At 65.3% G+C, this 19,657-nt stretch carries 18 protein-coding genes; 9 read left to right on the top strand and 9 right to left on the bottom strand.

Annotated features, from left to right (window positions below; translation table 11 throughout):
- Positions 1 to 33 precede the first annotated feature (33 nt).
- Positions 34 to 837 (top strand): LysR family transcriptional regulator, encoded by an 804-nt coding sequence (locus ACZ1JV_RS21030; protein ID WP_465150372.1) that lies wholly within the window; start codon positions 34 to 36, stop codon positions 835 to 837.
- Between the two features lie 71 nt (positions 838 to 908).
- Entirely contained in the window at positions 909 to 1,652 is a 744-nt protein-coding gene (locus ACZ1JV_RS21025; protein ID WP_465150371.1) for a carbonic anhydrase, read from the top strand.
- Between the two features lie 57 nt (positions 1,653 to 1,709).
- On the opposite strand, the gene ACZ1JV_RS21020 is transcribed toward ACZ1JV_RS21025, so the two are convergent.
- On the bottom strand, positions 1,710 to 3,125 hold the full coding sequence (locus ACZ1JV_RS21020; protein WP_465150370.1) for an aromatic ring-hydroxylating oxygenase subunit alpha: 1,416 nt from the start codon (positions 3,123 to 3,125) through the stop codon (positions 1,710 to 1,712).
- Between the two features lie 132 nt (positions 3,126 to 3,257).
- Positions 3,258 to 4,142, bottom strand: a complete 885-nt coding sequence (htpX, locus tag ACZ1JV_RS21015; protein WP_465150369.1) for a zinc metalloprotease HtpX — start codon at positions 4,140 to 4,142, stop codon at positions 3,258 to 3,260.
- Between the two features lie 325 nt (positions 4,143 to 4,467).
- On the opposite strand from htpX, the gene ACZ1JV_RS21010 reads away from it, so the two are divergent.
- The 4 genes from ACZ1JV_RS21010 to ACZ1JV_RS20995 all read left to right on the top strand — a co-directional run bounded on the left by ACZ1JV_RS21010 (position 4,468) and on the right by ACZ1JV_RS20995 (position 8,721).
- Positions 4,468 to 5,448 (top strand): NAD(P)H-dependent flavin oxidoreductase, encoded by a 981-nt coding sequence (locus ACZ1JV_RS21010; protein WP_465150368.1) that lies wholly within the window; start codon positions 4,468 to 4,470, stop codon positions 5,446 to 5,448.
- 24 nt (positions 5,449 to 5,472) lie between these two features.
- Complete coding sequence (locus ACZ1JV_RS21005) at positions 5,473 to 6,264, top strand: enoyl-CoA hydratase-related protein (protein WP_465150367.1); 792 nt, start codon at positions 5,473 to 5,475, stop codon at positions 6,262 to 6,264.
- A 316-nt stretch (positions 6,265 to 6,580) separates the two neighbouring features.
- The gene (locus ACZ1JV_RS21000; protein WP_465150366.1) at positions 6,581 to 7,336 is read left to right on the top strand and encodes a HEAT repeat domain-containing protein; all 756 of its coding nucleotides are present in this window, start codon (positions 6,581 to 6,583) and stop codon (positions 7,334 to 7,336) included.
- 167 nt (positions 7,337 to 7,503) lie between these two features.
- Positions 7,504 to 8,721, top strand: coding sequence for a hypothetical protein (locus ACZ1JV_RS20995; protein WP_465150365.1), 1,218 nt, complete (start codon positions 7,504 to 7,506; stop codon positions 8,719 to 8,721).
- Between the two features lie 165 nt (positions 8,722 to 8,886).
- Here the strand turns inward: ACZ1JV_RS20995 and ACZ1JV_RS20990 are convergent, their stop codons facing one another.
- A complete protein-coding gene (locus tag ACZ1JV_RS20990; RefSeq protein ID WP_465150364.1) occupies positions 8,887 to 10,149 on the bottom strand; it encodes a CaiB/BaiF CoA transferase family protein in 1,263 nt (420 codons plus the stop codon).
- A gap of 155 nt (positions 10,150 to 10,304) precedes the next feature.
- On the opposite strand from ACZ1JV_RS20990, the gene ACZ1JV_RS20985 reads away from it, so the two are divergent.
- A complete protein-coding gene (locus ACZ1JV_RS20985) occupies positions 10,305 to 11,087 on the top strand; it encodes an SDR family NAD(P)-dependent oxidoreductase (RefSeq protein WP_465150363.1) in 783 nt (260 codons plus the stop codon).
- 150 nt (positions 11,088 to 11,237) lie between these two features.
- On the opposite strand, the gene ACZ1JV_RS20980 is transcribed toward ACZ1JV_RS20985, so the two are convergent.
- Positions 11,238 to 12,179, bottom strand: coding sequence for a GGDEF domain-containing protein (locus ACZ1JV_RS20980; protein WP_465150362.1), 942 nt, complete (start codon positions 12,177 to 12,179; stop codon positions 11,238 to 11,240).
- Between the two features lie 189 nt (positions 12,180 to 12,368).
- Here ACZ1JV_RS20980 and ACZ1JV_RS20975 point away from each other — a divergent pair, with 189 nt between their 5' ends.
- Positions 12,369 to 12,869, top strand: coding sequence for a VOC family protein (locus tag ACZ1JV_RS20975; RefSeq protein ID WP_465150361.1), 501 nt, complete (start codon positions 12,369 to 12,371; stop codon positions 12,867 to 12,869).
- On the opposite strand, the gene ACZ1JV_RS20970 is transcribed toward ACZ1JV_RS20975, so the two are convergent.
- Positions 12,856 to 13,917, bottom strand: a complete 1,062-nt coding sequence (locus tag ACZ1JV_RS20970; protein WP_465150360.1) for a LacI family DNA-binding transcriptional regulator — start codon at positions 13,915 to 13,917, stop codon at positions 12,856 to 12,858. The two genes, ACZ1JV_RS20975 and ACZ1JV_RS20970, sit on opposite strands and share 14 nt — an antisense overlap.
- Before the next feature lie 259 nt (positions 13,918 to 14,176).
- Here ACZ1JV_RS20970 and ACZ1JV_RS20965 point away from each other — a divergent pair, with 259 nt between their 5' ends.
- Positions 14,177 to 15,352 carry an acyltransferase family protein gene (locus ACZ1JV_RS20965; RefSeq protein ID WP_465150359.1) on the top strand — a complete coding sequence of 392 codons (1,176 nt, stop codon included), beginning with the start codon at positions 14,177 to 14,179 and terminating at the stop codon, positions 15,350 to 15,352.
- A 240-nt stretch (positions 15,353 to 15,592) separates the two neighbouring features.
- On the opposite strand, the gene ACZ1JV_RS20960 is transcribed toward ACZ1JV_RS20965, so the two are convergent.
- The 4 genes from ACZ1JV_RS20960 to ACZ1JV_RS20945 all read right to left on the bottom strand — a co-directional run bounded on the left by ACZ1JV_RS20960 (position 15,593) and on the right by ACZ1JV_RS20945 (position 19,423).
- Positions 15,593 to 16,762, bottom strand: a complete 1,170-nt coding sequence (locus ACZ1JV_RS20960) for a thiolase family protein (protein ID WP_465150358.1) — start codon at positions 16,760 to 16,762, stop codon at positions 15,593 to 15,595.
- Positions 16,762 to 17,166 carry a Zn-ribbon domain-containing OB-fold protein gene (locus ACZ1JV_RS20955; RefSeq protein WP_465150357.1) on the bottom strand — a complete coding sequence of 135 codons (405 nt, stop codon included), beginning with the start codon at positions 17,164 to 17,166 and terminating at the stop codon, positions 16,762 to 16,764. Before ACZ1JV_RS20955 ends, ACZ1JV_RS20960 begins: the two co-directional genes overlap by 1 nt.
- Positions 17,167 to 17,263: 97 nt before the next feature.
- Positions 17,264 to 18,184, bottom strand: coding sequence for a TIGR03619 family F420-dependent LLM class oxidoreductase (locus tag ACZ1JV_RS20950; protein ID WP_465150356.1), 921 nt, complete (start codon positions 18,182 to 18,184; stop codon positions 17,264 to 17,266).
- A 30-nt stretch (positions 18,185 to 18,214) separates the two neighbouring features.
- On the bottom strand, positions 18,215 to 19,423 hold the full coding sequence (locus ACZ1JV_RS20945) for a CaiB/BaiF CoA transferase family protein (RefSeq protein ID WP_465150355.1): 1,209 nt from the start codon (positions 19,421 to 19,423) through the stop codon (positions 18,215 to 18,217).
- Positions 19,424 to 19,657 lie beyond the last annotated feature (234 nt).

Genomic DNA, 19,657 nt, shown 5'->3' with positions numbered 1-19,657 from the left:
GCTCGATTGTCTGTGAGCGCTTAGGGAAGCGCCATGAAGCGGACGCACTTGCCTCTCAATGCCCTGCGCGTTTTCGATGCGGCGGCGCGGCATCTCTCGTTTACCCGCGCGGCGGACGAACTGGCGGTGACGCCGGCCGCAGTCGGCCAGCAGATTCGCGCGCTGGAAGACCTGCTGGGCGTGGTGCTGTTCCGCCGCACCAGCAAGGGCCTGGAACTGACCGAGGAAGCAGGCGCGGGGCTTTCGGCGCTGCGTACCGGGTTCCTCCATTTCGAGGATGCGGTGCAGGCCATGCAGGCCGGCCAGTCCAGCCACGTCTACACCATCGCCGCTCCGCGTGAGTTCTTCGCCGCCTGGCTGGCGCCGCGTCTTGCCGCGTTCCGGGCCGCGAACCCGCAAGTGCGCTACGTCCTTGTCGACGGTGAACTGACCGATTTTACCGAGGCCAACCTCGATCTGGCCGTGCGCTGGTCCGAAGGGCCGGACGATCTGGAAGGCGTGCGCCTTGGCGCGGCCGAATGGGTCGAAATGGGCGAGGGCGACTGGATCGGCTGGCCGGGCGATCCTGCGCCGGACAGCGACGATGGCCCCGAGAGTGAGGACGCCAAGCCTGCAATCCAGCTCGCCGATGCCGGTCAGGCTGTTGCCGCCGCCGCATCCGGCCTTGGCCGCGTGCGCGTTCCGGCGCTGCTGGCCGAGGGGCTTGCCGCCGGAAAGCAGATCAAGGTCGGCGCCAGTTCGCCTTGCCGCCGTGCCTACTGGCTGGTGGCACCGCTGCCGCAGTGGCGCCAGAAGAAGGTGAAGGAACTGGTCGCCGCGCTGATCCAAGGCGACTGAAAACCCTGATAGCGAGCGACTTGAATGGCGTGGTAGGTTCCGGCTGCATCAAGCGGGAGACTGCCATGTCCTTGAGCGATATCCCCCCGGAACATCCCGAAACGTGCTGCCGTACTTCTCGAAGAGAGATGATCGGCGCGATGGCCGCGCTGGCGGCCGCGCCTGCATTGGGGCTGGCTGCCGAGCCAGCCTTGGCGGCAGCCGCATCTCCCGAAACGCTGACGCCCGATCAGGCGCTGAAGGAGACCATGGACGGCAATGCCCGCTTCGTTGCGGGAGCGCCCACGGCGCACACCAAGGACCTGGCCATCATCAAGGCCCGCGTGGCGGAGGGGCAGTGGCCGATCGTCGACGTGCTCTCCTGCGCGGATTCGCGGGTGCCGGTGGAGATGGTGTTCGACGAGCCGATCGGCCGCCTGTTCGTCACCCGTGTCGCCGGCAACATCACCACGCCGGAGATCATCGCCAGTCTTGAATACGGGATCGCCGTGCTGGGCATCAAGGCGGTGGTGGTGATGGGCCATTCGAACTGCGGCGCGGTGAAGGCGGCTATCGAGAACCCGGAAGTGCCGGGCCAGATCAGCGCACTGTTCCCGGCGATCCTGCCGGCCGTCTACATGAGCAACAGCAGCGATCCGATGGTCGTCACCCGCCAGAACGCGGTGATTCAGGCGGCGACGCTGATCAATTCGTCACCCGTGGTGGAAGCGAAAGTGAAGGCCGGTGAACTCAAGGTCGTTCCAGCGGTCTACGATGTCGCGACGGGCAAAGTGGAAATGCTGCCGATCCCGCCGGCCATGCGGGTGGGCAAGTAAGCGGGTAGGTAAGCAAGCGGGCTGGGGACGGCTCGAACCGCCCCCGGCCGCGCATTTTCAGAAGCCGAGATCCTCGATCGGCCCGTCGAAATTGCCGCCCAGCTTGTGGATGGCCTTGGCGAGCTGATCCTGCGGCACGCCTTTCAGGTAGCCGTCGATGATCCGTTCGTAATTGCTGATCAGCCCCTCCACGTCCTTGGACAGGCGCATGAATTCGAAGCCGGTCGCGTGCAGGCCCTTCTGCTGGATCGGGATGTTCGAATAGTCCTGACGCGGAATCGGCGGGAATTCCGGGCTGTTATAGGGCAGCACCACCGGCTCCATCACCGTTTCGAAGTCCTCGCCCTCTGGCACGTAAGTCAGCGACCAGATCTCGAAGTAGCAGCTTTCCGGTCCGGTCGGGCGGATGCGGTAGGCCGACATCGAGGTGAAGTAGGGCAGCAGGAAGTAGTGGGGGAACAGGAATTCCACTGCCTTCACCGGATGCGTCTGCGATACGGCGCAGAGGTCCGGCACCGGCTCGCCGCGTGCGCTCAATTGGGCGGAGATCTGGTGCATGACGATGCCCAGCCAGTGGAACATCGCCATGTTCTGGTCTTCGGGCAGGCCTTCCTCGATACCGATCAACCCGCGCGCGATTTCCACTTCCTTCTCGTGGACCATGCCGGCCATGCCCTCGCTCAGAAGGGCCATGGACTTGACCTGCAGTTCCTGGTTCTCGCGATAGGAAAGGTGCGGTTCGGCCATGATCGGCACCGGGCCGCGCGGGCTGCGGTACATCGAATCGTACATCATCGGCGCGGCGTGCTGCAGCTGCGGGTGCGTCTGCATCACGTGGTAGCCTTCCATGAAGGCCTCCATCGCGACCTTCCAGTTGGCCGGCAGTTCCGCGCCGTAGCACCATTCCGCGCGCATCTTGTCCAGATTGCGGGCTTCGAGATTGCCCGCCACCGGGCCCAGCGAATCCCGCACGGAGGGGGCATCGTTGTCGTGGTTGATCCAGACGCAGCCGATGAAGGTTTCGGCGCGGCAGGGGATCAGGTTGATATCGTCGGGATTCAGCTGGCGGTCGGAGAACAGGTGCTTGCCGTAGACCTGCGTGGATTCGCCGTCCATGTTCCAGCGCCAGCCATGGAACGGGCAGACGAAGCCGGACTTGGTGCAATTGCCATGCGCATGGCCGGTGCCGCCCGCGAAGGGCACGCCGCGGTGGCGGCAGGCGTTGTGGAAGGCCTTCACCCCGCTGGTGGTGCGCACGATGATGACGGACTTGCCGACGTTCTCGTACTCGATCCAGTCTCCCACTTCGGGGATCTGCTCCTCGCGGCAGGCCATCTGCCAGACGTGCGGCCACAGGTGGTCCAACTCTGCCTGATAGAACTCGGCATCGTAGTAGCGCTTGACCGGGATCCGTTCCGGATCGTCGATCGGATAGGGGACGGACCGCAGTCCGCCGTCATGGGATTTCAGCACTCCGACACCTCTCGGGTTGTTCTTCAATTCGTATTGAACGAATGTACAACCCTGCGCCGGGCAGGCAATGGCCGGACGCGCGAGGCGCATCGCAGGCGCGCTAAGTGGGGGAGGCCCAGCGCGTCCGAATGGTCACTTCCGCAGTGGATCGAGCGCCGAAGCCCGGCGTGGAGGCGTTGCGGGCACCGGCCGTTCGGCACCGTCCATCGCCATCAGCGCGGCAATGCGCTTCTCGGTCGCCGGGTGGGTGGAGAACAGGTCTGACACACCAGTCGGCACGATATAGAGCTGCGCGGCGGCCGGATTACGTTCCGACGCGACACTGGGGATCGCCTGCGCCGGCCCCGCGATCTTGGCGAGCGCGGAGGCGAGCGCGCGCGGATTGCCGCTGATTTCGGCGCCTGCGCGGTCCGCACTGAACTCACGCGTGCGGCTGATTGCCATCTGCACGATCATGGCCGCGAACGGCGCCATCACCATTGCCGCGATCGCCACGACCGGGTTCGGCCTGTCTTCTCCGTGGCCGCCGAAGAACATGCCGAAATTGGCGATCATGGAGATCGCACCCGCAATCGTCGCCACCATGGTCATGGTCAGCGTGTCGCGGTTCTTCACGTGGCCCAGTTCGTGCGCCATCACGGCGGCCACTTCGTCGCGGGTGAGGCGGTCGATCAGGCCGGTGGTCGCGGCGACGGCGGCATGCTGCGGATTGCGGCCGGTGGCGAAGGCATTGGGGTTGGCGCTGTCGATCAGGTAGACGCGCGGCATCGGCAGCTGCGCGCGGCGCGCCAATTCGGCGACAAGGCCGTAGAACTCCGGCGCGGAGCGCGCGTCCACCTCGCGCGCGTTGTGCATCTTCAGCACGATGCTGTCGGCGTTCCAGAAGGTGAACAGGTTCATGCCCGCCGCCACGATCAGCGCGATCACCGCGCCGCCGCTGCCGCCGAACACATAGCCCAGCCCCATGAACAGCGCCGTCAGCGCCGCCAGCAGCATGGCCGTTTTCATCCCGTTCACTTCCTTAAACTCCTTGAATTGGTTGAATGTCGCATCTGGGTATCACATCGCGGCTTTCAATATCCGGAACGGGTTGTCTGACAATGTGCCGGGGCACATTGTCGTTGCGGCACCAGCCCACTCCCCCACCCGACCACCCATCAGGATACACTCGTGGGCGGTCGGGTGGGGGAGTGGGCTGGTGCCGCCAATCCGGCCGTCGGCCGGATTGCCAACAACCACATCGCCTGCGCGAATTGCTTGCCCCCAAGCGCCTTCGGTGTCCCCAAGCGCATCAATCCCCCCTAGGACCGCCGGAAAGAGGCTTTCTGGGGAGTTCACAGGCATGGCGTTCAAGACCCGCGTTACCGAGATGCTCGGCATCGAACATCCGATCGTGCAGGGCGGTATGCAGGGCGTGGGCCTGGCCGAACTGGCCAGCGCGGTGTCCAACGCCGGTGGCCTGGGCACGCTGACCGCGCTTACCCAGCCCAGCCCGCAGGCGCTGCGCGAGGAGATCGAGCGCTGCCGGTCCATGACCGACAAGCCTTTCGCCGTGAACATCACCGTGTTCCCCACGCTGCTGCCGCCCGACTACAAGGCCTATGCGCAGGCCGCGATCGACGGCGGCGTGAAGATCATCGAGACTGCCGGCACCCAGCAAGTGCGCGAGATCTGGGAGATGGTGAAGCCCCACGGCATCACCGTGCTCCACAAGTGCACCGCCGTCCGCCACGCGCTCTCGGCCGAGAAGCACGGCTGCGACATCATCTCCATCGACGGCTTCGAGTGCGCGGGCCATCCGGGCGAGGATGATATTCCCGGCCTGATCCTGATCCCCACGGCGGCGGACAAGGTGAAGATTCCGATGCTGGCGAGCGGCGGCTTTGGCGACGGTCGCGGCCTTGCCGCCGCGCTGGCGCTGGGTGCGGAGGGCATCAACATGGGCACGCGCTTCTGCGCCACGCAGGAAGCGCCGATCCACGACAATGTGAAGGCCAAGTACATCGAGAACGATGAGCGCGGCACCAACCTGATCTTCCGCAAGTTCAAGAACACCGCCCGCGTCGGCAAGAACGGCGTGTCCGACGAAGTGGTGGAGATCTCCGCCCGCCCCGAATCGACTTTCGACGACATCAAGCACTTGGTCGCCGGCGCAGTGGGCCGCGAACTGCTGCAGAGCGGCGATCTGACCAAGGGCATCTTCTGGGCCGGCATGGTGCAGGGCCTGATTCACGACCTGCCCACCTGCAAGGAGCTGATCGAAAGGATCGTTGCCGATGCGGAAGAGATCGTGAAAGGCCGGTTGGGCGGGATGCTGGCCTGAGCCGGCACGAAACGGGACGGAGCGATGCCTGAAATGATGTACGAAAAAGTCCTCTACAGCCTTGAGAACGGCGTCGCGCGGATCGCGATGAACGATCCGGCCACGCGCAATGCCGGCTCCGCGCAGATGGGCGAGGAACTGTTCGACGCCATGAACCGCGCCTCTTTCGAAGCGCGCGCAGTGGTGCTGACGGGCGAGGGCAAGGCGTTCTGCTCGGGCGCGAATCTTGGCGATGCGTCGGACATGCTGGCCGATCCGCGCCGCGACGTGGGCACGCTGCTCGATCGGCACTTCAACCCGGTGATCGTCGCCATGCGCAACATGGAGCAGCCGGTCGTCACCGCCGTGCGCGGCGCGGCGGCAGGCGTGGGCGCCGGGCTCGCCATGGCGGGCGACCTGATCCTCTGCGCCGAAAGCGGGTTTTTCCTTCAGGCTTTCCGCCATGTCGGCCTTGTGCCCGATGGCGGTTCCTCGTGGCTGCTGACCCGCGCAGTGGGCCGCGTGCGCGCCATGGAAATGATGCTGCTGGGTGAGCGTCTTCCTGCCGCCAAGGCGCTGGAATGGGGCCTGATCAACCGCGTGGTGCCCGACGAGGACCTCGATGCCGCAGCCCTCACGCTGGCGGGCGAACTGGCGCAAGGCCCTTGGTCGCTGCGCCGGATCAAGCAAGTGGCCTGGGCGGCGACTGACTGCACGCTGGAACAGGCCCTGACCAACGAACGCCTCGGCCAGCGCGACGCCTCCCGCACCGAGGATTTCGTCGAGGGCGTCACGGCCTTTGCCGAAAAACGCAGCCCGGTTTTCAAGGGGCGCTGAGCACAAGGTGACAGTTCGGTTGACACAGTTGACACGGTCCAGGGGGAAAAGTGTCACCTTGGGGCCGGAACTGTCACCTTGTGGAGCAAAGCGTAACCTTGTGCCGCGCGGCCTTTGCCGGGCGGCGCATTGGGTTTGAGGTGAAAGGTGAGGCGACATCACCCGCAGAATAGCGCGGGTGACAGGGTGTAGGAAAATGGCCGACCACGCCACACCCGGGCGGGTGGAGGCAACTGCGGTATCCGCATCGCTTCGACCACTTGCCGGCATTCGCGAGATAGCGGAGAAGGCCGCATCAGCTCGTAGGGCGGGAACTATGGAAGACCTTGCGGATGATCCCCGCTCGACGCCGGACCTGTTCGCGGCCGCGCTTCAATCCGATGACGATGTCGCGTGGGCAGCCATTCCTGTGCTCCAGCGGCGGGGATCGCGAGAGGTACTCGATCGGGCGATCAACCTGACCCGCAGCGACGATGCGTTCATGCGCATGCGCGGTGCGGATATTCTCGGTCAGTTGGGCATCCCGATCCGGACCTTCCCGGAAGAATGCTTCCAGTCGATCGTTCCGCTGCTCGCAGATGGCGATCTTGGGGTTCTGGATTCTGCGATCACGGCATTGGGCCATCTCGATCGTGATCGTTCTGCCGACTTTATAGCCCCTTTTCATGCCCATGAGGACGGCGATATCCGTCTGGGCGTGGCAATGGCGCTGGGTGGCGCCGAGGCTCCGACGGCACTGGAAGCCCTGATGCGGCTGATGACTGACCCGGACAATCGCGTTCGCGACTGGGCGACCTTCGGGATGGGCGGCCTTTCGACAACCAACACCCCAGAGATCAGAAACGCGCTTGCAGCGCAGTTGGACGATCCCGACGACATGGTTCGTTACGAGGCGACCTGCGGGCTCGGTCTCCGGCGAGACGGACGGGCGGTTGCGCCGCTGATTGCGATGCTGGAGGACGTCCCAGATGGCTTCTTTCTGAGGGAAGCCGCTGGAGTCATGTTGGGTGAGCCGGATGGATATGAGGTATCCACCCCAGACCTGATCGATCGCCTGCGCCGCATTCCCTGATCGCGCGCCAATTCCGGGGACAGCAATCCCTGCGCGTTCCTTGCCATCGTACCGGCTAGGGTGCCCACCTGCGGAACCTGCGGGTTTCTCCCGATTTCGGGCTGATACTCGGGTCTCGATAGTCGCATGCTCCTCGCATTCGATGCGCCAGTCGCAAGGTCTTCGCCATGCACGATCTCGAAGAGCTGTTCCGGCTCGGTCCACCGCGACATCTGGCGCGTTTCGTTCGTGCGTCCCGCCCGCCGTTCGTCAAGCCGATGCCGCGCGTGCTGCTGGTGCTGGCGGTGGGCTGGCTGCCGCTCTTCCTGCTGACGGCCATGAGCGCGCCGGACCAGATGCGCGATCTTGTGCGCGATATTGCCGTCCATGCGCGCTATGCCGTGGCGACGCCGTTGCTGGTGGTGGCTTATTCCTCCTGCGGCCGGCGATTGGGGCTGATCGCCGGTAACTTTGCGCGCGCCGGTCTGCTGGATACAGCAGGGCGGCAGATATTGGTCGAACAGGTCGCGGTCAGTCGACGGCTGCTCCAGTCGCGCACGGTCGAAGTGGTTGCGGTCGTTCTTGCCGTCGCCTCGGCGGCAGCGACGCTGAGCAGCCTTTCGATTTCCGAGGAGATGGCGGCTTGGACGCGTAATGCCGGGGCGAGCGACCTTTCGATGGCGGGGCTCTGGCAATTCGCGATCAGTTTGCCGCTGCTGCTGACGCTGTGGTTCGGCTGGCTCTGGCGCATCGCCGTCTGGGCGCGGCTGCTGGTCCGCCTGTCGCGCCTCGATCTCAACCTGATCGCATCGCATCCGGACCAGTGCGGCGGGCTTGGCTTTCTAGGCCAGTCGCTGCGGGCCTTTGCGGCGTTCGGCATGGCGCTCGGCGCGATTTCGGCGGGGCGGCTGGGGCACAATCATCTCGCCGGAACCTCGACTTCCTTCACCGACGGCTTTCTTGCCGTGGGGACGGTGGCGGTGGTCGCCTTGCTGTGCATCGGCCCGCTTTGCGCGTTTTCCGGGCGGATGATGCAGACCTGGCGCTGGGGTTCGATGGCCTATGGCGCGCTGGCGACCGAACTGGGCACGCGGCTGGAAGCGGCATGGCTGGATCGGCACGATCGGCTGATGGCGGAAGGTGAGCAGGGCAGCAGGCAGGTGGAGCGCACTGAGCCTACGGATGGCGATGACGGACGGCCGGCGATCCTTGAAGCGCCCGATTTCTCGGCAGCGGCGGACTTGTTTGCGGTGGCGGGCAGCGTTCAGTCGATGCGCTTCATTCCGGTGGACACACGCAGCGTCATCATGCTCGCGCTGGCGACGTTGCTGCCTTTCGTGGCTGCGCTGTTCCTGACGATGCCGTTCGACGTGGTGTTGGAGACGCTGAAGAACCTGCTGGTTTGATGGCCCGCGCCGATCAGTCAGACACCAGTTTCGTCATCCCCGCGAAGGCGGGGATCCCGCTTATCTTGCGGCAGGACGAGAGGTTGCAAAAGAAGCGGGGCCCCCGCCTTCGCGGGGGCGACGATGGATTGGTAATGGTACGCGGGTTGATCAGCCGAGAGGTGCTTACACCGCCCCGGCTGCGCGCAGTTCCGTCAGTCGCGCTTCGTCTATGCCGATCTCCGCCAGCACTTCGGCGGTGTGTTCGCCCAGCATCGGCGGAGCCATGCGGATGGTCGCCGGGCTGGCGGACATCTGGGCGAGCGGGCTGGCGATCAGGTCCACCGAACCGCTTTCGGCAAAGGCGTGCGGCGTGGTGGCCCGCAAGTTCCGGTGCTTGACCTGCTCGTCCTCCCACACGTCCGCCAGTTCGTTGTAGCGCGCGGCGGGGATGCCGACTCCGTCCAGCATGTCCTGCATCTGGGTGACGGTGAAGCCGCTGCTCCAGGTGTTGATCAAGTCCATCAATTCGGCGCGGTTGGTCTTGCCGCGCTTCAGGTTGCTGTCGAAGCGCGGGTCGGTGAACAGTTCGGGCTGTTCCATCAGCACGGTCAGGCGGCGATAGTGCTCGTCGGTGCCGGCGGTGAGGTAGATGATGCCGTCCGCGCAGCGCATCAGGTCCGCCGGGCCGCCGCCGTTGCCGCCGTTGCCAAGGCGGGGAGGGGCCTGACCGCTGATCAGGTAATCCTGCATGATGTGGCTGACCATCGCCACCGAACTGTCGAGCAGGGCGATGTCGATGAACTGGCCCTCTCCAGTGCGATTGCGGTATTGCAGCGCGCCAAGGATGGCGAGGGCGGTGTTGTGGCCGGTCACGAAGTCGACGAGGCTGGGGCCGGTCTTCAGCGGACCGTTGCCGGGCTGGCCTTCGGGAATGCCGGTCACCGCCATCATGCCGCCGGTGGCCTGGAATAGCCCGTCATAACCGGGGCGTGCGGCCATCGGGCCGGTCTGGCCGAAGCCGGTGACCGAGCAGTAGATCAGGCGCGGGTTGATGGCCTTCAGGCTATCGTAATCGAGGCCGAAGCGCGCCAGATCTCCCACTTTGTAGTTTTCGATCAGCACGTCCGCCGTCTTCACCAGTTCCTTGAGGATCGCCTGACCCTCCGGCTTGGAATGGTTGAGCGTGATGGAGCGCTTGTTGCGGTTGGAAACGGTGAAGAAGCTGGAATGGCGGGTCTCGATCCCGTCCTTGCCGGGCACCCATGAGAAGCCGTAGCCGCGCCCGTCGTCGCCCACGCCGGGGCGCTCGATCTTGATGACGTCCGCGCCAAGGTCGCCAAGGATCTGCGCGCCTACGGGGGCGGCGAAGACGCGGCTCATGTCGATGACGCGGATGCCGGCCAAAGCGGCATTGGGGGCGGCTTTATCGTTCTGGTTCGTGCTCATGATGGGCCAAGGCTAGACCTGCCCACGGGGGCGGCCAAGGTGCGCGGCCCCGCTTATCGCAGAAGCGATCAAGCATCGTTGCCGCCGTGGTCAGGCTTATCCGCCGCGCCGAAAGCGCCTAGCCGAAGGTGAAAGACGATCACGAGAGGTATGCGATGAAGACGGCGATCATCACCGGCGCGGGCAGCGGCATCGGGCTGGAGACTGCGAAAATCCTTCATGCCGAAGGCTTCGCCATCGTCGGCGTCGGCCGCAGCAAGGACAAGCTGGCCACGCTGGAGGCCGCGATCGGCAACCCGGACCATGTGCTGGCGATCAGCGTCGACCTGACCGACCCTGCCGCACCCGGCGCGATCGTGAAGGCGACGCTGGAACGCTTCGGCCGGATCGACGCGCTGGTGAACAATGCCGGCGTCGGCAGCCCCAAGCCGCTGGACGAGACCGATGACGAGACGCTGGACGACTTCCTGGACATCATGCTGGTTGCGCCGTTCCGCTTGTGCCGCGACGTGATCCCGCACCTTTCGCAAGGGGCCAGCGTGGTCAACGTCACCAGCACCTTCGCGCATATCGGCGGGCGGCGCGGCGGCGCTTATTCTGCGGCCAAGGGCGGCCTCAAGTCGCTGACCGAGCACATGGCCTGCGAATACGGCCCGCGCGGCATCCGTTCGAACTGCGTGGCGCCCGGCGTGACGATGACCGACATGGTGCGCCACCGGTTCGAGGATGAGGGTTTCAAGCGCGCCAACGTGGAAACCACGCCCTATCCGCGCCTTGCACAGCCGGAAGATATCGCCAGCGTCATCGCCTTCCTCTGCCTGCCGGGCAGCGAGATGATCAATGGCCAATCGATCGTGGTCGATGGCGGCTGGACGGCCACCAAGTACCTTAGCCCGCGCGTGACGCGCACGACCTGGGTGGAGCCGGGCGAGGCGTAAGTCCGTTTGGAAAACGGCCATCCCGGCATTTTCTTGCGGCACCGGCCCACTTCCCCACCCGGCCATCCATCAGGGTACGCTCGTGGGTGGCCGGGTGGGGGAGTGGGCTGGTGCCGCGAAATTCGCTGAAAGCGAATTTCCAGACAGATACTACGCCGCCACCATGATCGCGCCGCCGCCCTTGTTCTTGGCGCTGTAGAGGGCGGTATCGGCGCGGACGAACAGGATTTCCGGATCGACGTCCACCCGGGCGGGCACTTGCGCTATCCCGGCCGAGGCGCTGAGCGGCAGCAGTTCGCGGCCCCAGGGCACCGGCGTCAGCAAGTGCGGCAGGCGGCGGCGCAACATGCAGTCCGTCATCTCGATCTCGCCCGTGCGGTTCAGCAGCATGGCGAATTCGTCCCCGCCGATCCGCGCGATCATGCGGGCATCGGGGAAGGATTCGGACAGGCGGCGGGCGAAGACGGCAAGGCAGGTGTCCCCCGCGACATGGCCCCAGCAGTCGTTGATCTTCTTGAACGAATCGAGGTCGAACAGCACCAGCGTGCCCAGATCCGCCAGCATCTGGTCGCCCATCGGCCGGTCGAGGAAGTGCATTTCGAACAGCGCGCGATTGGCCAGGCCGGTGACCGGATCGTTCTCCGCCATGTGGCGCAGGCGCTGCCAGCGGGCGTGTTCCTCGGTCACGTCCTGTTTGGTGCCGAACAGTTCGACCGTGCGGCCGTTTTCCATGCGCGCGGCGGCGGTAAGGCGCATCCAGCGCGTTTCGCCATCGGTGCGGCGGATCTGCGCATCCATCGTGAAACCCGCTCCGGTGGCGATGGTATGAGCGCGCAGCCGCTCCATCGTTTCGCGCGATTCCTCGGCGTAGAACGAAATGGCCTCGCGCCGGTCGATCCGTCGGTCGGTGGGCAGGCCGAACAGATCGAACACGCATTCCGTCCATGACAGGTTCTGCGTCGCCAGATCGCAAGACCATGCGCCCAGACCGATCAGGCGAGCGGCATTGGCGAACAGCGCCGGGTCGGCACTGGCGGTAGGTCCGGTTTGCGGTACGGCTGCGATGGGCGAGCCGACGGGCGAATGGAGCAAGCGAATGTCCTCGGATGGGGGCGACGCTAACGTCTCCGGGAAAGCACTCAAGTTAATAAAGGGAAATGGTAAATGTCCAATAACCGTCCCTGAGGGGCAAGCGCGCCGCCGAGGGAGGCAAGCCGCCGCGATTGCCCCTTGGCGTCGGTCCGCCGATACTTGCGGCAAAACCATAAGGGAGAGCAGGCCATGATCCGGGGTATCCACCATGTCGGCGTGAATTGCCGCGATATCGGCCGGATGAAGCGCTTCTATTGCGAGGCTTTCGGGTTCGAGCCGGTGGGCGAGGGATTCGGCTGGGCGGACGAGCCGGTGATGGACCTGATCGTGGATGTGCCGGGATCCGCCGCGAAGGGTGTGATGCTGCGCGCGGGGCAGTGCTACCTCGAACTTTTCGAATATTCCGCGCCGGCTTCGGATATCGCCCGGCCGCTGCGGCCCAACGATCGCGGTTACACGCACATGTGCATCGACGTGACCGATATCGAAACCGATATCGTCCATCTCAAGGCCTGCGGCATGACCTTCAACGACCGCGATTTCGTGGACGTGGGCCACGTGCGCACGCTCTATGGCTATGACCCCGAGGGCAATGTGATCGAGGTGCAGCAGTGCATGCCGGCCAACGGCTTCACGCTGGAGGAACTGCGCGCGGCGAATGCCGCCAAGGGGAGCGTCAGCGCGGCATAGCGGCCGCTTGCGCCAGCGGCACTTCGCCGATGGGGGCGACGGAGGCGCGCAGGACCGGCCGGGCTTCGAAATTCGCATCGAAGCCCAGATCGGCGGGAGGTGGCAGCGTTCCGCCGGACAGGCGCAGCACGGCGGCGTGGCCCATGCGATCCCACGGCACATGCACCGAAGCGAGCGGCGGCACGGTCATCGCGGCCAGCGGTGTATCGTCGAAACCGGCCACGGAAAGCTCCCCCGGCACCGCGATCCGCATTCCTGCCGCCGCGGCGAGGGCGCCGGCGGCCATCTCGTCATTGCAGGCGACGATGGCGGTGGGGCGGGGGCTCAGTTCCAGCAGCAGGCACGCCGCTTCCATGCCGGAGGCGAAGGAATTGTCTCCAGGTGCAACCAGCCATGGCCCGCGATCCAGCCCCCGCGCGCACAAGGCATCGTGATAGCCCGCCGCCCGCAGCCGGGCGGCGCGCGAGTCGTCCGGACCGGCGATCAGGCCGATGCGGCGGTGGCCGTTGTCGAGCAGCCAGCGGACCAGATCGGCCATGGCTGCTCGCTCGTCCATGGCGCGCTCGTTGACAGCGGGGCCGGTCTCCCCGTCCTCCTGCCCCAACCGGATGCAGCGAGTGCCGGCGGCCCGGCAGACGTCGGCAAGATCGTCCCGCTCGGCCAGCGGCGGCAGTAGCACCACGCCGGCGGGCGAATGGCGATCGAGAAAGGCGCGTAGTCCAGCCGCCTCGTCCCGCTGCAGGGGGGAGAGCACCAGCGCCAGTTCGCTGCCCTCCATCGCACGCACCATGCCGGCTTCCACCGCCTCCCGGATGCCGCGATCCGATCCGTTATGGACCAGCGCGATCAGGAAACTGCGCCTGAGCGCCAGCGCCCGGGCCTGCGCGTTCGGCACGAAGCCAAGTGCGGCAATCGCCGCCTCCACCCGCGCGCGCATGGCGGCGCTGACGTCGGGCGAATTGTTGATGAAGCGGCTGATCGTCTTCTTCGACACACCGGCGATCCGGGCGACATCGTCCATCGTGGGGCGTGGGTTCGTCGGCGTCATATCGCCATGATGGCGGGGGCCGGTTGCCGCCCCAAGCCCAGTTTGATCCATTCCGGATGGACCGCGAAATCGCCCCCCCGGATGCGCAATCCGCGCGGGCCCGCGCGTCAAACGCGACGGAATGATACAACCCCGTCATTGCGGAAAAGCGCAGAAATCCCTAAGTGGGCCGCAATGTCATAAGCTGTGCTATAAGCCGGCGCGTGAGTGTTGTGAGCCGCGTTCCCCCGTGTGGAACCGCCATCCCCGTTGGAGAACGATGAAGCCCGCCCCGTCGCAACGCCACTATGGAATGGATTGGCTGCGCGTTGGCGCCTTCGTCCTGCTGATCTTCTATCATGTCGGCTTTTCGTTCACGCCGTGGGGTTTTCAGACCCCCACGCGCGGTGTGGTGAGCTGGGCGGAAATCCCGCTCCTTGGCCTCAGTGCGTGGCGTCTGGCGCTGCTTTTCGCGATTTCCGGCTATGCCAGCGCGGCGCTGCTGAAGAAGGACGGCAACAACCGCGTCTTCCTGAAAAGCCGGCTGCTGCGCCTTGGCATTCCGCTGCTGTTCGGGCTGACCGTCGTCGTCCCGCCGCAGCCCTACATGGGCCTGATCAACAGCGGTTACGAGCACGGCTACGGCTATTTCCTGTTCCATGACGCCTTCAGCTTCCGCAAGGTGGGCTACGAAGACCTGCCGGCGACCATGCATCTGTGGTTCGTCATCTACCTTCTCGTCTACACGCTGGTGCTCTGCGCCGGGCTGATGTTCCTGCCGGATTCATGGCGGGCTTGGATGCGCGAAAAGGCGGAAATGCTGCTTTCCGGGCCGCTGATGCTGCCGCTGGGCATCGCGCTGATCTTCGGCATCCGCATGTTCTACGATGGCTGGACGGACATCCACAGCCTGTTCGTGGACCGCGCCGCGCATCTCCATTACTTCGGCATGTTCCTCTACGGCTTCCTGCTGCGCGGGTCCGAGCCGATGCGACTGGCGATTGCGAAACAGTGGAAGACCGCGCTGGTGCTGGGCGTGCTCGGTTATGTCTGGGTGATCGGCGATACGCTGCTCTGGCCCGGCAACACGCCGACGCCGGCCGCGTGGGAACAGCCGCTGTCCTTCGCCAAGTCGGTGCAGTGCTGGGGCACGGTCGTCGCGCTGTTCGGCATTGCCGACCGCTACTGGAACTTCGACAGCAAGTGGCGCGCGACTTTGGTTGAAGCCGTGTTCCCGATTTACATCGCGCACCAGACGGTGATGGTCTTCGTCAGCTACGCCATTCGCGACATGGGGCTGACCGCCCTGCCGGAGTTCCTGACGCTTTGCGTGACCGTGGCGGGGGGATCCTGGATCTTCTACCTGATCGGCCGCGAGATCGGCCCGCTGCGTCCGCTGATCGGGCTGAAGCGGCATCGGGCGCCGCGTAAGGTGCCGCAGGTGGCGGTGGCTTGAGGGCGGCCTGAGCACCCGTCGACAATACGATTTTGATCGAGCCTCACACCGCCAAGGCTAACTCTTCAAATCAATACCCCGTCATCCCCGCGAAGGCGGGGATCCCGCTTGTTCTCGCGTGCGTGGTAAAAAGTAAGCGGGGCCCCCGCCTTCGCGGGGGCGACGGGAATTGTTGTGGCGGATTACCGCCCGAAAGCCATCCCCGGCCTCGCAGGAGGAGAGCCCGCGAGGCCGGAGCTTTCAATCCCGTGCCAGCAGCAGCGCCGCCGCCATTGGGCCGCCGCCCGAAGTCGCCACGGCCACTTTGGGATCGCCGGCGATCTGTCGCCCGGTGGCCGTGCCTCGAAGCTGGTTCACGGCCTCATGCGCGAAGCCGAAGCCGTGGAGGCGGCCCGCGCCAAGCTGGCCGCCGAATGTGTTCATCGGCAGTTCGCCGTCCAGCGCGATGCGTGTGCCGCCCTCGATGAACTTGCCGCCTTCGCCCTTTTCACAGAAGCCGAGGCCCTCCAGCCAGGTGATCGGCAGGAACGCGAAACCGTCGTAGAACTGGACGGTATCCACGTCCTTCACGGTATAGTCGGTGCGCGTCCAGAGGTCGGCGCCGGTTTCATAGGCGGCGGGCCATTCGACCTGATCCCACGAGTAGCGATCGACCGATCCGGACATCGCGGCCACGCGCACGGGCGTGGATTTCACCTCGCCCAGCGCATCTCCGGCCGAGACGATCACCACGGTGGAGGCATCGGAGAAACGGTCGCAATCGTAGAGGCACAGCGGCGTGGTGATCATCCGCGCGGACATGTACTTGTCCAGCGTCAGCTCTTCCTTGGTGATCGCCCTTGCGCGCGGGTTGCGCATGGCGTTCTTCGAACCGTTGATGGCGATCTGGCCAAGCTGTTCGCGCGTCAGGCCATAGCGGTGCATGTGGCGTGCGGCGTATTGCGCGGTCCAGCAGGCGGCGGACGTGGCCCAGAACGGGCTGGTCCACTGCGAGGAGCCGGTGACGGTGTCCTGCCGCGCGCCCGACATATAGGTGCCCGGATCGGCCATGCCGCCCGCCTCGTAAACGGTGCGAAAGCAGATCGCGTGGCGGACGAGGCCCTGCTTTACCGCCATCACCGCCGCGCCGATGGCGGCAAGCTGGGCGGGCTGTTCCGCAGCGCCAAGGTGCCACTTGGACTTGATGCCCAGCACTTCGATCAGATCGTCGCTGCTGACGGGGGAGAAGGCGGTGTAGCCGTTCATCTTGCCGGGGTAGGTGAACACGCCGTCGATCTGCGACAGCGTCAGCCCCGCGTCGTCCAGCGCTTCCCGCACGGCATCGACGGTCAAGAGCAGCGGATGGCGCGGCAGGCGCACGCCGACTTCGGACTGGCCGAGGCCGGTGATATAGGCTTCCGCACTGGCCATCAGACGGTCCTCTCGAACAGGGGGTAGAAAATGCCGTCCTGCTCTTCGAACACGACGCGGACCTTGTCCTCGAAATCGACCGCATCGACGGGGCAATTCACGATGTTGGTGGTCAGGTAGACCCCCGGCGCGCCGTCCAGTTTTACGCGGGCGATCACATAGGGGACTTCCAGATCCTTGGCCCAGGGCTGGTGGTTCACCGTGAAACTGTCGATCACGCCGGTGCCGGGCACCGCGTGGGCCGCGACATTCTCGGACTGGCAGTGGCGGCAGAGCAGGCGCGGGGGATGGGTGAACTCACCGCAATCGCCGCACTTCACGATGTTCAGCTTGCCTTCGCTGCCGCCTGTCCAGAACGCGGTGTTCTCCTGGTCCAGCTTCGGCCGGGGCCGCGGTGGATTCATCGTTCCTCTCCCATTCGTTGGGATGAGAAGTCCGGTGCAGGGGCCCCGGCGTCAAGGCGGGCGGGGGATTGATCGTGCCAGCGCTCCCATGGGGCGGTCAGGCGATGGCCGGCATGATCTCCTCGGCGATCCACTGGGTGTAATCGCGGTAGGCATCGACGCCGGAAAGCGGCGGGATCGGCACCGAACTCCAGGTAACGCCCATCCGCGCGAGTGTGCCAAGGCGGTCGATCAGTTCCTCCTTGCTCTGGCCGGGCCGGGCGGAGGGATCGTGTTGCACTTTGTGCCCTTCTCCGACGCGGGCGGTGGAGATGCCGTAGAACACGTCCTGCAACTGCCCATTGTAGTCCGACTGGGAGCGGATGAAGTCGATCCTGTCGGGGATCATCTCGGGCTTGGTCAGGAACGGCCACCAGCCTTGCGCATAGCGCGCGGTGCGCGTCAGCACGGCATCGGCATCGCCGCCGAACCACACCGGGATGTGGGGTTTCTGCACCGGCTTCGGCTCGAACGCGACATCGCGGAAGGAGACGTATTTGCCCTCGAACTCCGGGTTTTCCTGGGTCCAGAGCGCGAGGATCGCCTGAATGTACTCCTCCGCCATGGCCCCGCGTTCGTGGAAAGGAATGCCGAGCAGGGCGAATTCGTCCTCCAGCCAGCCGACTGCGAACGTGATCGTCACGCGGCCGGAAGAGAGCCAGTCCATCGTCGCCAATGCCTTGGCGGTGACTATCGGGTGCTGGGCGGGCAGGATGGCGATGCAGGAATTGACCCGCACCCGCTCCGTGGCGCCGGCGAAGTGGCTCATCGCGGTATAGGCGTTGAAGTAGAACGGGCCGGAGAGATCGACATGGCGCTTCGGAATGACGTGATGCTCGGGAACCGCGATCATCTCGAACCCCAGCTTTTCGGCCCATTTGGCGAGCGCGGTCTGGTCGGCGCCGGTGACGGCCAGTTCCCACGGCTGCATCGTCGCCTTGAGTTCGAGCATGTGCGGCATGGCAAAGGCCAGTTTCATCTAATCCTCCCGCGTGACTTCGGACCGACTTCAGTCGATCACTTTGCGGGCTATCAGATCGTCCATTTCGCTTTCCGACAAGCCCAGAAGCTCGCGGTAGACATAGCCGTTGTGCTCTCCCAGCAGGGGCGCACCGCGTTCGACCAAGGGGCCTTCGGGGCTGATCCGCCATGACGGGCCGATGATCGGGCGCGTGCCGTTGCGATGGTCGCTGACCATGCGAAAGGCGTCGCGGCCCCAGAGGAAACCGTCCGAGCACAAGTCCATTGAACTCATCGCCTTGAACGCCGGAACGCCTGCATTTCTGAGCTTTTCGGCAAGGTTTGCAGCGTCGCGCGGGCGGGTGAGCGTGGAGAGTTCGGCATCGAGTTCGGCGCGATCGGTCAGTCGGTCCGCCAGTGTCGCAAAGCGCGGATCGGAGGCGAGGGCAGGCGCGTCCAGTGTGTCGCAGAGTGCCTGCCATTCCCTCTCGTTCGCCACTGCGATACTTGTCCAGCCGCTCTCGCCGCAGGGGTAGAAGCCGTGCGGGGCCATCTCCGGATGGTAGTTGCCATCGGCCTTGGGCACTTCTCCGGTGACGCTGGCGGCGAAGAGGCTGTCGCCGACAAGGCTGGTCATCGCCTCTACCGCCGACAGGTCGATGAACTGGCCTTCCCCGGTGCTCTCGCGGTGGTGGAGAGCTGCCACGCAGGCGAGTGCGGCCAGCGCGCCGGCGGTGGAATCGCCGTAGCGGATGTTCATGCCCTTGGGCGTTTCGCCCTCATGCCCCACTAGCGCGGTAAGGCCGGAGAGCGCGGCGAAGCAGGGCGCGTAGCCGGTCTGATAGCCCAGCGGGCCGTCGCTGCCCCACATCTTGATCGCGCACTGGATGAGGTCCGGTTTGATCGCCTTGAGGCTTTCGTAATCGAGCCCGGACCGCTCCATCGCGCCGGGGCGGATGTTGTCGATCAGAATGTCGGCCTCGGCGATCATGCGTTTGACGAGGTCCAGGCCCTCGGCGGTCTTCATGTTGACCTGAACTGAGAGGATCTCCTGATTGATCGACAGGAAATAGGGCGCCGCGTCGATGTCCACGCCGCCATAGGCGCGCATCTCGTCGAGGTTGGAGCGGGATTCGATCTTGATGACTTCCGCGCCGAGGTGGGCGAGCAGCTTGCCCGCGTAAGGGCCGGCCCAGACTTTGGCGAGTTCGACGACGCGGATGCCGGCGAGGGGGCCTTGTCGGTCAGGGAGTGGCATGGTGGCGCTCCGGGATTGGGTTCACGCGGAGGCGCGGAGACGCGGAGAAGAAGAGGGAAGAGAAGGGGATGCGCGCAAAGGCGCAAAGGCGCAAAGATGTCGTGTTTTCGGCGAAGCCCTTTACGTTGCGACGATGGCGCGTGCCGCAGCGTTTGGAAGATGAGGAAGCCTGCGGCGCAGCGCGACTCCTTTGCGCCTTTGCGCCTTTGCGTGAAGCCAACCTTCCTACTTCTC

Source organism: Novosphingobium sp. BL-S-19, from assembly GCF_055521675.1.
The sequence above is the reverse complement of the archived record's forward strand: the minus strand, read 5'-3'. Positions and strand labels throughout refer to the sequence as shown.

Bases quoted from the DNA above. Each gene is read 5' to 3' on its own strand.
- ACZ1JV_RS21030 (WP_465150372.1), top strand. From the start codon at position 34: ATGAAGCGGACGCACTTGCCTCTCAATGCCCTGCGCGTTTTCGATGCG.
- ACZ1JV_RS21010 (WP_465150368.1), top strand. From the start codon at position 4,468: ATGGCGTTCAAGACCCGCGTTACCGAGATGCTCGGCATCGAACATCCG.
- ACZ1JV_RS21005 (WP_465150367.1), top strand. From the start codon at position 5,473: ATGCCTGAAATGATGTACGAAAAAGTCCTCTACAGCCTTGAGAACGGC.
- ACZ1JV_RS21000 (WP_465150366.1), top strand. From the start codon at position 6,581: ATGGAAGACCTTGCGGATGATCCCCGCTCGACGCCGGACCTGTTCGCG.
- ACZ1JV_RS20995 (WP_465150365.1), top strand. From the start codon at position 7,504: ATGCACGATCTCGAAGAGCTGTTCCGGCTCGGTCCACCGCGACATCTG.
- ACZ1JV_RS20990 (WP_465150364.1), bottom strand. From the start codon at position 10,149: ATGAGCACGAACCAGAACGATAAAGCCGCCCCCAATGCCGCTTTGGCC.
- ACZ1JV_RS20985 (WP_465150363.1), top strand. From the start codon at position 10,305: ATGAAGACGGCGATCATCACCGGCGCGGGCAGCGGCATCGGGCTGGAG.
- ACZ1JV_RS20975 (WP_465150361.1), top strand. From the start codon at position 12,369: ATGATCCGGGGTATCCACCATGTCGGCGTGAATTGCCGCGATATCGGC.
- ACZ1JV_RS20970 (WP_465150360.1), bottom strand. From the start codon at position 13,917: ATGACGCCGACGAACCCACGCCCCACGATGGACGATGTCGCCCGGATC.
- ACZ1JV_RS20965 (WP_465150359.1), top strand. From the start codon at position 14,177: ATGAAGCCCGCCCCGTCGCAACGCCACTATGGAATGGATTGGCTGCGC.
- ACZ1JV_RS20960 (WP_465150358.1), bottom strand. From the start codon at position 16,762: ATGGCCAGTGCGGAAGCCTATATCACCGGCCTCGGCCAGTCCGAAGTC.
- ACZ1JV_RS20955 (WP_465150357.1), bottom strand. From the start codon at position 17,166: ATGAATCCACCGCGGCCCCGGCCGAAGCTGGACCAGGAGAACACCGCG.
- ACZ1JV_RS20950 (WP_465150356.1), bottom strand. From the start codon at position 18,184: ATGAAACTGGCCTTTGCCATGCCGCACATGCTCGAACTCAAGGCGACG.
- ACZ1JV_RS20945 (WP_465150355.1), bottom strand. From the start codon at position 19,423: ATGCCACTCCCTGACCGACAAGGCCCCCTCGCCGGCATCCGCGTCGTC.